At 69.1% G+C, this 12,437-nt stretch carries 9 protein-coding genes; 4 read left to right on the plus strand and 5 right to left on the minus strand.

What is annotated here, in order from left to right:
* Nucleotides 1–10 precede the first annotated feature (10 nt).
* The gene (locus AU193_RS10660) at nt 11–1,606 is read left to right on the plus strand and encodes an MFS transporter (protein ID WP_064422339.1); all 1,596 of its coding nucleotides are present in this window, start codon (nt 11–13) and stop codon (nt 1,604–1,606) included.
* Here the strand turns inward: AU193_RS10660 and AU193_RS10665 are convergent.
* Both AU193_RS10665 and AU193_RS22815 read right to left on the minus strand, forming a co-directional pair.
* Nucleotides 1,599–5,750 (minus strand): DUF3367 domain-containing protein, encoded by a 4,152-nt coding sequence (locus tag AU193_RS10665; RefSeq protein WP_064422340.1) that lies wholly within the window; start codon nt 5,748–5,750, stop codon nt 1,599–1,601. The two genes, AU193_RS10660 and AU193_RS10665, sit on opposite strands and share 8 nt — an antisense overlap.
* Nucleotides 5,751–5,799: 49 nt before the next feature.
* Nucleotides 5,800–5,973: a DUF2613 domain-containing protein gene (locus AU193_RS22815; protein WP_066810839.1), complete on the minus strand. Its 174-nt coding sequence runs from the start codon at nt 5,971–5,973 to the stop codon at nt 5,800–5,802.
* A 109-nt stretch (nt 5,974–6,082) separates the two neighbouring features.
* Here AU193_RS22815 and AU193_RS10670 point away from each other — a divergent pair, with 109 nt between their 5' ends.
* Together AU193_RS10670 and AU193_RS10675 are read left to right on the plus strand one after the other, a co-directional pair.
* Nucleotides 6,083–7,255 (plus strand): glycoside hydrolase family 3 N-terminal domain-containing protein, encoded by a 1,173-nt coding sequence (locus AU193_RS10670; RefSeq protein WP_172798270.1) that lies wholly within the window; start codon nt 6,083–6,085, stop codon nt 7,253–7,255.
* Nucleotides 7,256–7,290: 35 nt separating this feature from the next.
* On the plus strand, nt 7,291–7,920 hold the full coding sequence (locus AU193_RS10675; RefSeq protein ID WP_064422342.1) for a TetR/AcrR family transcriptional regulator: 630 nt from the start codon (nt 7,291–7,293) through the stop codon (nt 7,918–7,920).
* A gap of 69 nt (nt 7,921–7,989) precedes the next feature.
* Here the strand turns inward: AU193_RS10675 and AU193_RS10680 are convergent, their stop codons facing one another.
* The 3 genes from AU193_RS10680 to AU193_RS10690 all read right to left on the minus strand — a co-directional run bounded on the left by AU193_RS10680 (nt 7,990) and on the right by AU193_RS10690 (nt 10,789).
* Nucleotides 7,990–8,397: a DUF3883 domain-containing protein gene (locus tag AU193_RS10680; protein ID WP_064422343.1), complete on the minus strand. Its 408-nt coding sequence runs from the start codon at nt 8,395–8,397 to the stop codon at nt 7,990–7,992.
* Nucleotides 8,398–8,565: 168 nt separating this feature from the next.
* Nucleotides 8,566–9,408 carry a MaoC/PaaZ C-terminal domain-containing protein gene (locus AU193_RS10685; protein ID WP_064422344.1) on the minus strand — a complete coding sequence of 281 codons (843 nt, stop codon included), beginning with the start codon at nt 9,406–9,408 and terminating at the stop codon, nt 8,566–8,568.
* A gap of 1 nt (nt 9,409) precedes the next feature.
* On the minus strand, nt 9,410–10,789 hold the full coding sequence (locus AU193_RS10690; protein ID WP_064422345.1) for a 3-oxoacyl-ACP reductase: 1,380 nt from the start codon (nt 10,787–10,789) through the stop codon (nt 9,410–9,412).
* Nucleotides 10,790–10,835: 46 nt separating this feature from the next.
* Here AU193_RS10690 and AU193_RS10695 point away from each other — a divergent pair, with 46 nt between their 5' ends.
* Nucleotides 10,836–12,134 (plus strand): acetyl-CoA C-acetyltransferase, encoded by a 1,299-nt coding sequence (locus AU193_RS10695; protein ID WP_064422346.1) that lies wholly within the window; start codon nt 10,836–10,838, stop codon nt 12,132–12,134.
* The last annotated feature ends 303 nt before the right edge of the window (nt 12,135–12,437 follow it).

The raw sequence follows: 12,437 nt of genomic DNA on the forward strand, positions 1-12,437 counted from the left end.
GGCCAACCGTATGGCGGCATCGTCCGGTGTCCGCGCCGCACCGTCGGCGTGGGCGCCGCTGCGTTCGCCGATGTACCGGGCATTGTGGATCGCGCAGCTCGTGTCGAACCTCGGTACCTGGATGCAGACGGTCGGCGCCCAGTGGATGCTGGTCGACGATCCCGGTGCCGCGGTGCTGGTGCCCCTGGTGCAGACCGCGACGACGCTGCCGGTGATGCTGTTGGCCCTGCCCTCCGGTGTGGTGGCCGATCTGACCGACCGGCGACGCCTGTTGATCGCCACGCAGTCGGCGATGGCGGCCGGTGTCGCGATCCTGGCGATCTTGACCGGAGTCGGGCTGACGACGCCGGCGGTGCTGCTCATCCTGCTGTTCCTCATCGGTTGTGGGCAGGCGCTGACGGCCCCGGCGTGGCAAGCCATCCAGCCCGAACTCGTTCCGCGCGAACAGATTCCCGCCGCCGCGGCGCTGACCAGCCTGGCCTTGAACACCGCGAGGGCGATCGGGCCCGCGATCGCGGGTGTGCTGGTGGCACTGTCGGGGCCGACGATGGTGTTCGCGTTGAACGCGGTGTCGTTCGTCGGCATCGTGGTCGTGCTGTTCACCTGGCGCCGGCCGACGGAGGAACGGCTGCTGCCGACCGAGCGACCGTTGTCCGCGCTGACCGCCGGCGGCCGGTACATCCGCAGTTCGCCGGTGGTGCGGCGCATCCTGCTGCGGGCGCTGCTGTTCATCGCTCCCGGTAGTGCGCTGTGGGGGTTGCTTGCCGTCATAGCCGATCGGCAACTGCACCTGTCGTCCGCGGGTTACGGCATGCTGTTGGGAGCGCTCGGTGTCGGCGCGGTGTGCGGTGCGACCGTGCTGTCCCGGCTGCAGGTCCGCTTCGGGCGCAATGCGCTGCTGGCCGTGGGCGCGGTCGGTTTCGCGCTCGCCACCGCGGTGCTGGCGCTCGTCCCGGTGTTGGCGGTGGTCATCGTCGCGATGATTGTCGGGGGACTGTCGTGGTTGCTCACCTTGTCGACCCTGAATGCGTCGATGCAGCTGAGCCTCCCGGCGTGGGTGCGGGCGCGGGGCCTGTCGGTCTACCAGCTGGTGTTCATGGGTGGGCAGGCCATCGGTTCGCTGGTGTGGGGTCTCGTGGCCGGCGCGACCAACAGCGTGACCGCGCTGCTGATCGCGGCCGGACTGCTCGCCGTATGCGCGGTATCGCTGCTGTGGTGGCCACTGCATCCGGGCACCGGCAACCTCGACGTCGAACCGTCGGCGCACTGGCCGGAGCCGGCGCTGGTGTTCGAACCCGCCCCACCCGACGGCCCGGTCGTGGTGCTCAAGACGTACCGGGTCGCATCGGAGAACGAGGCGGCGTTCGTCGCGGCGATGGACCGGGTGAGGCGTTCGCGGCAGCGCACCGGGGCCGTGCAATGGCGGTTGTTCCGCAGCGGCGAATTCCCCAACACGTTCGTCGAGGCGTTCGTCGTGCGGTCGTGGTACGAGCACCTGCACCAGCACGTCGTCCGGCAGACGCGTCAGGACCTGATCGCCGAGCGGGAGGTCGAGAAGTACGTCGTCGGTGAACCCAAGCTCGAGCACCTGATCGCGGTCAGCTGAGGCGCGTCTCGGTCCGGATCGGCACGGTCGATGCCGCGACGGCAGCCACCGAGATCAACGCCAGCAGCTGCACACCCCACGAATGTCCGATGTAGCCGTCGACCGATCGCCACGGGTTCTGGCTCAGTACCGCACCGGCGAGGATCAAGCCTCCGGCGGCAGCGCCCACCGTGATTGCCTCGCAGAGCTTTTCGCGGTGACGTAACAGCCAACGGACGCCGAGCGCTACACCGACCACTGCCACGCCCGCCACCCCCGAGATCGCCGCGCCGACGGCCAGCGCTGCGGTGCCGACGACGACGGCGCCCGGCCGCCACACCGGAACCGGCTCGACCGGTGCTGGGCGCCTGCGCATGGGTAGGAACGCCAGCAGCGCGAGTACCGGCAACAGCGCCAGCCCACCGATCAGGCCGGCGCGGTAGAGCCCATTCGTCGGGAAGCTCAGCGTGACCGGTCCCGCCGCCCCGGGCGGCAGCACCCAGCCTTGCTGCCAGCCGTTCACCGTGACCGGCGTCAACAGGGCCCCACCGCTGTCGTGGGCAACCCAGCCGGGGTTGACGCTTTCGGGCACGACGAGCACCCGGGACGACGGCGACGGCGCAACCGTCACCTCGCGGCGGTCTGCGCTCCAGTGCCCGATCTGCGCGGGAGTGGTTGGCGCCGGGCGTATTTCGCCGGCTCGCGGTCCGGCGAGCTGAGCGCCGTCGACGATGAACTCGGCTCCGGGGCTGATGACCAGTTCCTGCTGTCCCTCGGGCAACAGGATCGGCTGGGCTCGGCATGGGCGTGCGACGATCGGTTCGCCGTCGAGCAATTCGCCGACGCTGGTGGTGAGCGAGGTCTGCACGAATTCACCGGCGACACCGATGACCGGTCCCTCGCCACAGGGCATTTCGATGGTGCGGTCCCGATTGGCCGCCGCGTCGGCGGCCGCGATCGGGTCACCGCGGGTGTCGAGCGCCGTCACCTCGGCCAGGCCGGGTGGCTTGAGTTGGTCGAAGCCCAGCGCCGTGCGGTCGATGACGTCGTCCCACTCGAGGATGGAGATCGTCACCGTGTCGGTGACCCTCGGTTTGAGATCCAGTGTCTGCGCGCCCACGTCGCCGGCGACCGGGCGGATCTGCGGACCGTCGCCGAGGTCGATGGCCAGCAGGCTCGGATGTGCGGGTAGCTCAGCCGAACTCGGTGTGACCCGTATCCCGCCGACCTCACTTCGCCGGGGCAGTTCGAGTGTCAGCGTGGGTGGCGTCCCCTGTTGGACGACGCGCTGCGGGGCGGTCCACGCGGTGTCGGGGTCACCGTCGGCGGCGGCGTAGGCCGAACCGAGCACGTCGATCGGATCGGCGTCGCCCAGCGCCCGGGCGGCGCCGGGCGCGCTGACGAGGTCGGCCAGCTGGGGCCCCTGGCGGGCGCGCACCCACACGGTCGGGGTCACCGCGATCGGCGCCGGCACCGTCAGCGTGCGGCTCAGGTTCACCGGCTCCTCGGGTGCCAGCGCCATCAACGACGCGCACCGAACCCCGTTCGGGCTCTGCGCGCAGCCTGACCGTCCCAGTAACTCCGAGCCCAGGTCCCATTGCGCGACAGTCGAATCCGGGGGCGGTCCGGGCACCGCGACGGTGTGGCGCAGGCTGACGGGATGGGCGAAGCCGTTCGCGTCGTACTGGGTGACGGCGAGGTCGGTGATGCCGAACTGCACGCCGGGTGAACCGTCGTCGGTGGCCACCGCGGTGAGCCGCACCCACGGTGACTCGCCGTACGGCAGGGCGGCGGTGAGCGGTTTGCCCGCCTCGTCGAATCGCAGGGTGCTGGTGCCGTTCACCGTCGATATCTCGATGCGGCGGATCTGTGCACCGACCGCGGTGGCGCTGGGCGTGACCGTGATCGTCGCATTGGTGACGGGGTGATCGAAATCGACCTGCATCCACTGGCCGATCGCCGACTGCAGCGAGTTGGAGACCCAGCTGGTCGACGGGTCGGCATCGACTGCCGCGGCTGGGCCGGTCGCCGGCGCGACGTGGGGAAGCGCGGTGGAATCGGCCGCTGAACTCGACACCGACACCCGGCCACCGTTCCACTGCCCGTAGACGAGATCGGCGCCGGGAGAGGGATAGTCGATGACCCGGTTATGGGTATGCCGCGGGTCGTCGGGCGCGCGGATCGCCGACGAGTGGTCGTCGACGCGGCCGTAGTCGGTTTCGCGCGCGAGTGGGGTGTCGGTGACGGTGACCAACGGTGCCGGCACGCCCGCGCGTTCGGCGTCGGCGGTCAAGAGCATGGGGCCCAGCGGTGGGCGGTCGAGCAGCCGGCGGCGCTCGTCGAGCCGCAGCAACGCCTCGGGGGCGCCGTCGACGCGCGCCATGCGGTCGGTGTCGACGAGATAAGGCGTCACCGGCGTTTCGGCGTGTACGCGGTAGATCTCGACGGCGGGGTAGCGCGGCCGCAGGCCGCTGTCGGAGACGAACCCGGTCAGGGTGCCCGCACCCACCGGGTCGCCGAATTCAGCGACCTTCCCCAGGCCCGGTGAGCCGTCGATCGCGCGGTGCACGAGCAGCGGCCGCGCCGACCGCGATGACTCCGGGTCCAGGTCGTTGCGCACCACGACATACGAAATCCCCTGGCGGGCAAGGGCGTCCGCCAGCCCTGCGGAGGGACGCCCGGCGGCGAACAGTCGCTGCACGGAATCCAGCGCGCGGATCGTCTGCGGTGGGGTCAGCGGGATGGAATCCCGGACACCCCAAAAGCTTTCGCCCAGCACCTGCAATGGTTCGTCGTGGCTGTTGCCCCACACCTGGGTGGCGAAGGGAGCGCCCGGCGCCACCAGGACGCGGCCGCCGGTGTTGTGTTCGTCGAGCCAGTCGGCGGTGTCGTGCCAGTACTGCGGGATGGCATCGAAAGCACCTGGCGGAGTGAGCCGTCCGGTCCATGCCAGCGACGTGCCCGCCGCCAGTGCGACCAGCACCACGATCCCCACCGCGACGCGCTTGTCCCGTTCTGGGTGCGCCAGCGCGGTCGTCCACTGCGCCCGCGGTGCGCTACCCGGCAGCGGGATGCGGCCGAGCAGATGCGCCAACCCCAACGCCAGTGGCAGTCGCAGCATCGGTTCGAGCTTGTGCAGATTGCGCAGCGGCGTCCCCGACGCGTCGAGGAATGCCTGAACCTGCTGCGCCACAGGTGAGCCCAGACCACCGGAGTAGCCGACGGCGAGCAGCGTGACGCCGATCAGCAGGATGGCGATGAGCCGACCGCGGGCGGGCATCGTTTTCAAGGCCAGCCCCGCCAGCCCCGCGGCGGCGACCAGGGTGGTGGCCAGTACGGCGACCGAACCGGTCACCAGCGACGCGCCGGCCGTCGCGTTGGGCGCGACGAACGGCGTCCAGGCGTCGGTGCCGCGCATCATCTCGGTCAGCGACATCCACCGCGTCGTGACGCCGGAGGACTCGATGAAGTCGAGGAACGGCGGGCTGACCCGGCCCAGCAGCACCAGCGCGACCGCCCACCACAGCACCGCCAGCGTGATACCGAGCGCCCACCACGCCGCGAAACGCCACCACAGCTTGGTGGGCCGGTGACACGCCAACCAGATGACCGCGCACAGGCAGCCGGTGAGCGTGGCCACCGCGTTGACCGCCCCCATCAACGCGATCGCCACCGCCGACCGCATCGCCAGCACCCGTACCCGCGCATCCCCCTGCAAGACCAGAATGACCGGCAGCAGCACCCACGGCGCCAACATCATCGGCACCGTCTCCGACGAGATCGCGCCGAGTGTGGTCAGCACCCGCGGCGACAGCGCGTAGGCCACCGCGGCGATCACGCGTGACGTCGGGCTGCCGATGCCGAGCGCCTCGGCCACCCGCAGCACACCCCAGAACCCGACCACCAGCAGCAGCGCCCACCACAGCCGCTGGGTGACCCACCCGGGCAGCCCGACGACGTCACCGAGCAGGAAGAAGGTGCCGTGCGGGAACAGATAGCCGTACGCCTGGTTCTGGGCCTGGCCGAACGGCAGCTCGCTGTTCCACAGGTTGAACGCGCGGGCGAGAAAGCGCAGCGGATTGGCGGTCAGGTCGAGCTTGGTGTCGGGTGAGATCTGTCCGGGTGACTGGGCGAACGTCAGGACCAGCGCCGCCGCAGCGGCCACCCACAACCAGCGCCGGGAGAGCGGGGCCGTCTGCGCGGCGGCCCGGGAGTCAGCTGCGGTCGCCGTACTCGACCCTGTTGAGCACGGAAGACGCCGGATCGCCCGCTTGCAGAGGAGGCTTGTTGTCCTGCTGCACCATCAGCGTCACACCGAACACGGCTGCCGCGCCCAACAGCAGACCGACCACGATGCTGGCGGCGGCGGGCACGAGGAACCGATCCATGCGGCAAAAGTAGCACGCGGTCCATGTCCGCAGCTGAAACGCAGATTCTCGTCGCACACGCCGACCACGAGATAGAACTGAGCCACGACAGCCGTTAGTGTCGAGGCCCATGGCCTTGCCCCGCGCTTTGTGTGCCCTCGTCGCCGCTCCCATGTTGCTGATGGCGTGCTCGCCTCCGGCGCAGGAAGCCGCGCCGTCTCAGGTGTCCGCGCCCATCACCAAGGCGGCGAGCGCGGTCCCCAACGCTCCAGCCCCGGGTGCTCCCACCGCCCCCGCGTGCGGAACCGGAGAATCGCTGCTGTCGGCGATGTCGACTCGCGACAAGCTCGCCCAACTGCTGATGGTCGGGGTCTCCAACGCGGCCGACGCGCGCGCAGTCGTCGACAATCACCACGTCGGCGGCATCTTCATCGGCAGCTGGACCGACCTGTCGATGCTCTCCGACGGCTCACTGGCCGCGGTCGCTGGATCGGCGACCCCGCTACCGCTCGCGGTCAGCGTCGACGAGGAGGGCGGCCAGGTGTCGCGGTTGGCGGGGCTGATCGGCAGCCAACCGTCGCCCGCCTCGCTGGCGGCCAGCAGCACACCCGACGAGGTGTACAACATCGCGTTGAAGCGGGGCCAGGCCATGCGCGGGCTCGGGATCACGATCGACTTCGCGCCGGTCGTCGACGTCGATGGGGGCGGTGCCATCGGCGACCGGTCGTTCGGCTCCGATCCGGCCGTCGTCACCGATTTCGCCGGCGCGTATGCCCGCGGCCTGCGCGACGGGGGTGTTATGCCGGTGCTCAAACACTTCCCCGGCCACGGGCGCGCCTCGGGCGACTCGCACACGGGCGGCGTCACCACGCCGCCGATCGCCGACCTGCAGACCACCGATCTGGTGCCGTACCGGACGTTGGCCAGCCAGGCGCCGGTCGGAGTGATGGTCGGTCATCTACAGGTGCCGGGGCTGACCGGCAGCGATCCAGCCAGCCTCAGCCCGGCGGCCTACGCGCTGCTGCGGTCGGGCAATTACGGCGGCCAGCCGTTCAACGGCCCGGTGTTCACCGATGATCTGTCCGGTATGCGGGCCATCACCGACCGGTTCGGGGTCGCCGAGGCGGCGCTGCGTAGCCTGCAAGCCGGCGCCGACGTCGCGCTGTGGCTGACTACCGGCGAGGTGCCCGCCGTGCTCGACCGGCTGGAGAAGGCGCTGGAAGCCGGTGAGTTGTCGATGTCCAGCGTCGACGCCTCGGTTCTGCGGCTGGCGGCGGTGAAGGGCCCCAACCCGCGCTGCTGACGCCTGCCGGGCAGGCGATTGCTTACCCTGGTGGAATGGCCGGAGGGACCAAGCGGTTGCCGCGCGCGGTGCGCGAACAGCAGATGCTCGACGCCGCAGTGCAGATCTTCTCGGTCAACGGCTACCACGAGACGTCGATGGACGCGATCGCCGCCGAGGCGCAGATCTCCAAGCCGATGCTGTACTTGTACTACGGCTCCAAGGAGGAGTTGTTCGCGGCGTGCCTGGACCGCGAGTTGGGGCGGTTCGTCGACGAGGTCCGCAGCCAGATCGACTTCAAGCAGAGCCCGAAAGACTTGTTGCGCAACGCGGTTCTGGCGTTCCTGAACTACATCGACGCCAACCGGGCGTCGTGGATGGTGCTCTACAGTCAGGCCACCAGTTCGCAGGCGTTCGCCCACACCGTGCGCGAGGGCCGCGAGCGCATCATCGACCTGGTCGGCAGGCTGCTGCGCGTGGGCACCCGAAACCCCGAGCCCGACACCGACTTCGACATGATGGCCGTCGCCCTGGTCGGTGCCGGCGAGGCGGTGGCATCGCGGGTCAGCACGGGTGATGCGGGCGTGGACGAGGCCGCCGAACTGATGATCAACCTGTTCTGGCGCGGCCTGAAGGGCACCCCGTCCGACCACCCCGTCGAGACTGCGGTGAGATCACCGAACTAGCGCGAATCGCAGCGCGGGATGTCGACAATGAGTACTCAAGCGGTCGCCCGGCCCCTCGCTCTGGTGCAGTCAGCCGTCTAGGCCGAGGGGGCCTGCGTCGTAGTCAGCGACTGGCCAAGGGACGCTGTAGCCCCTGTATTCCTTCGCCCGCTCAAGCAGCCGCTGTAACCGCGGACCGCCCAGCACCCTGAGCGTGAACCCCGCGGGATCGCCCTGGCGGACGTTTTCGACGACGTACACGTAGAAGTCCGGATTGCGCCGGGCCTCCTCAACCTGCGGCACCTCCATAAGCAGTCCCATACCACGGGCCGTGGTTCCGTACGCCTTGACTTCGATGAGGCGGGGTGGCGACTCAATGTCGGCCGGAGCGCCTCGGTAGCGGGTGTCCTTCGGCTGTCGGCCGTTCGCGCGCTCAAGTTCCATGACCCACGCGATGGCCGCGTCCTCTATAGCTTTATTGCCCGAAAGTGGAGCCACCGGAACGCATCTCAGATCCGAGGCGGGGTTGAGCAGAGGTTCTGCCGCCCAGACAGGAAACCGGCCACCAAGCCAGCACAACTATCGCCAGCTACTGTCAATCTGAGTACGCCTCAGTTTCGACATTGAGGAACGGAGCTGCTGTCGCGAATGGCAGTGTCGCCGCGACTACAGCGAGCGGACCGTCCCGAACAAATGCGGTTCCCGCTTCTTCATGTCGCGCAACGTCAGATCCCAGCCGTCGGACACCCGTTCGACATACAGGCCCGCGCTCGCGGGCAGCACCACCGGCTTGGCGAACTTCACCGAGTACTTGACCGCGTCCGGCAACTGACCCTCGATGTTCGCCAGAACCGCTGCCGCGCTGAACATTCCGTGCGCGATGACGGTCGGGAAACCGAACAGCTTGGCCGCGATCGAGTTGGTGTGGATCGGGTTGTGGTCGCCGCCCACCGAGGCGTAATGCCGGATCTGTCCCGGGGTGATACGCAGCATCGCATTCGGCGGTCCGAGTTTCGGCGGCTTCTGCGGCGGCGGCTTCGGCTCGTCGGACAGGCTCGTGCGCTGCTGGTGCAAGAAGGTCGTCACCTGGTGCCACGCCTGCTCGTTGCCCACGTTGACTTCGGTCACGATGTCGACCAGCAAGCCGCGCCGATGCTCGCGCAGATTCTCCGCGTGCACCTTCACCGAGACGGTATCGGTCACCGCGATCGGGCGGTATTGGGTGATGTGGTTCTCGATGTGCACCGAACCCATTGCCGCGAAAGGGAAGTCGAAGCCGGTGACCAACGACATCAGCGTCGGGAACGTCAGCGCGAACGGATACGTCAGCGGCACCGTGTCCCCGAACTGCAGACCCGTCACCGCGGCGTAGGCCGCCACGTTCTCGGGATCGATGCTCAGGTCCTCGACGGTCAGCGTGCGGTCGGGCAGCGTCTCGCCGCGCGGCACAAAGGGCAGCGCGCCCGCCGCCGCCCGCGCCAGGTTCATCAGCCCGGACGGTTGGCTCATGTCAGGCCCCCAGCCAGGCCTGGCCGCACACCCGCACCGTGTTGCCGGTGACGGCGTTGGACGCGGGGCTCGCGAAGTAGGCGATGGTCTCGGCCACGTCGACCGGTTGGCCGCCCTGATAGAGCGAGTTGAGCCGACGGCCCACCTCGCGGGTGGCCAGCGGAATCGCCTCGGTCATCTTCGTCTCGATGAACCCCGGTGCCACCGCGTTGACCGTGATGCCCTTGTCGGCGTAGGCCTCCGACAGGCTGTCAGTCAGCCCGATCATGCCCGCCTTGGTGGCCGCGTAGTTCGTCTGCCCGCGGTTGCCCGCGATGCCGGCCATCGACGACAGGCCGACCACCCGGCCACCCTCGCCCAGCACTCCGTTGTTGACCAGACCCTCGGCAAGGGCAAGGGGCGCAATGAGATTCACCGCGACGACGGAGTCCCAGCGCCCCTCGTCCATGTTGGCGAGCAGCTTGTCGCGGGTGATGCCGGCGTTGTTGACCAGGATGTCGGCGTGCCCGTCGTACACCTCGCGCAGGTGCTCGGTGATCTTGTCGACCGCGTCGTCGGCGGTCACGTCGAGCGTCAGCGCGGTGCCGCCCACCTTCGACGCCGTCTGCCCCAGCGCCTCGGCCGCACCCTCGACATCGATGCACACCACCTTCGCCCCGTCGCGGGAGAACACCTCGGCGATCGTCGCGCCGATGCCCCGCGCGGCGCCGGTCACGATCGCGACCTTTCCGTCCAGCGGACGGTCCCAGTCCGCGGGCGGCGCCGCGTCGTCGGGACCGACCCGGAACACCTGCCCGTCGACGTAAGCCGACTTGCCCGACAACAGGAACCGCATCGTCGACTCCAGACCCGTCGCGGCCGGCTTCGCCGCGGGAGACAGGTAGACCAGGTTCACCGTCGCGCCGCGGCGCATCTCCTTGCCCAGCGATCGGGTGAACCCTTCGAGCGCGCGCTGCGCGATGCGCTCATGCTCGCTTTCCGCCTGCTCGGGGGTGGTGCCGATGACGACGACGCGCCCCGACGGCCCGAGGTTGCGCAGCAGCGGGGTGAAGAACTCGTAGAGCCCCTTGAGGCCGCTCGGTTCGGTGATGCCGGTGGCGTCGTACACCAGCCCGCCGAACGAGTCGGCCCAGCGACCGCCGAGGTTGTCGGAGACGACGTCGTAGTCCTCGGCCAGCGCGGTGCGCAGGGGTTCGACGAGTCGGCCACCGCCGGCTGAGCCGGCAATCGAGCCTGAGCCGCCGATCAGCAGCGAACCCGCCAGCGGCGGCTCACCCGGCTTGTATCGGCGCAGCGTCTCGGGCTGGGGGATGCCGAGTTGCTTGGCGAGGAACGATCCGGGCGTCGAGTGGACGATTTGCGAGTACAGATCCGAAGCCATGAGGACGAACTTACTCCAGAGTAAGAAGGGTGGGTACTATGGGTGCATGCCTAGTGATACCCGCCGACGCGTCGCCATTCTCGGCGGCAACAGAATTCCCTTCGCCCGCTCCGACGGCGCGTATGCCAATGCGTCGAACCAGGACATGTTCACCGCCGCGCTGGGCGGCCTGGTCGAGCGCTTCAACCTCGAAGGGGAGACGCTCGGCGCGGTGATCGGCGGCGCCGTGCTCAAACACAGCCGCGACTTCAACCTGATCCGCGAATGCGTGCTCGGCAGCGCGCTGTCGTCGTACACGCCGGCGTTCGACATCCAGCAGGCGTGCGGCACCGGCCTGCAGGCCACCATCTCCGCGGCCGACGGCATCGCCTCCGGTCGCTACGAGGTCGCGGCGGCGGGCGGTGTCGACACCGCTTCGGATGCGCCGATCGCCCTCGGTGACGATCTTCGCCGGACACTGCTGGGTCTGCGCAGGGCGAAGTCGAACGTCGACCGGCTCAAGCTCGTGGGGAAGCTCCCCGCCTCGCTGGGCATCCAGATTCCGGTCAACAGCGAGCCGCGCACCGGCATGTCGATGGGTGAGCACGCCGCCGTCACCGCCAAGGAGATGGGCATCAAGCGCGTCGACCAGGACGAGTTGGCCGCCGCCAGCCACCGCAATATGACCGCCGCCTACGACCGCGGCTTCTTCGACGACCTCGTCACACCGTTCCTCGGCCTCTACCGCGACAACAATCTGCGGCCCGATTCGTCGGTGGAGAAGCTGGCCAAGCTCAAGCCGGTGTTCGGGGTCCGCAACGGCGACGCGACGATGACGGCGGGCAACTCCACCCCGCTGACCGACGGCGCCTCGGTGGCGCTGTTGGCCAGTGAGAAGTGGGCCGAACAGCACTCGATCGAGCCGATGGCCTACTTCGTCGACTCGCAGACGGCGGCGGTGGATTACGTCAACGGCCGTGACGGCCTGCTGATGGCGGGCACGTACGCGGTGCCGCCGCTGCTGGCCCGCAACGGGCTGACCCTGCAGGACTTCGACTACTACGAGATCCACGAGGCGTTCGCGTCGGTGGTGCTCGCGGTGCTACAGGCGTGGGAGTCCGAGGAGTACTGCAAGGAGCGCCTGGGCCTCGACGCCGCGCTGGGATCCGTCGACCGGTCGAAGCTGAACGTCAACGGGTCGTCGATCGCGGCCGGGCACCCGTTCGCCGCGACCGGTGGGCGCATCGTCGCGCAGCTGGCCAAGCAACTGGCCGAGAAAAAGAAGGAGACCGGAAAACCGGTGCGCGGCCTGATCTCGATCTGCGCCGCCGGCGGTCAGGGTGTGACCGCGATTCTCGAGGCCTAGACAAGCGCAAGAACCGGCGCAGGAATTTATTTTCGACCCTGTAACACGCCCCAGAACCGCGCCGATACACGGGATAGCTCCGTACTGCCGTCTGACCCCCCGACCCGATGGCAGTACGGGGCACTTACTTTTTGGCCCATCGCCGGTCGTGCTTCGATGCCGGGTGCCAGCGTCTTCGACCGTGACCCAGAAGCTCGTGCGCGCACCCGCGCGCTGCTGCGGTCCAGGGACTCCTGAGCGGAAATTCGCTCTGGTGTGATCGAGATCACCGGCGTACGATCGGTCGCACGACGGGTTCGGGAG

It is taken from the genome of Mycobacterium sp. GA-1285 (genome assembly GCF_001499905.1).
Taxonomy (GTDB): Bacteria; Actinomycetota; Actinomycetes; order Mycobacteriales; family Mycobacteriaceae; genus Mycobacterium.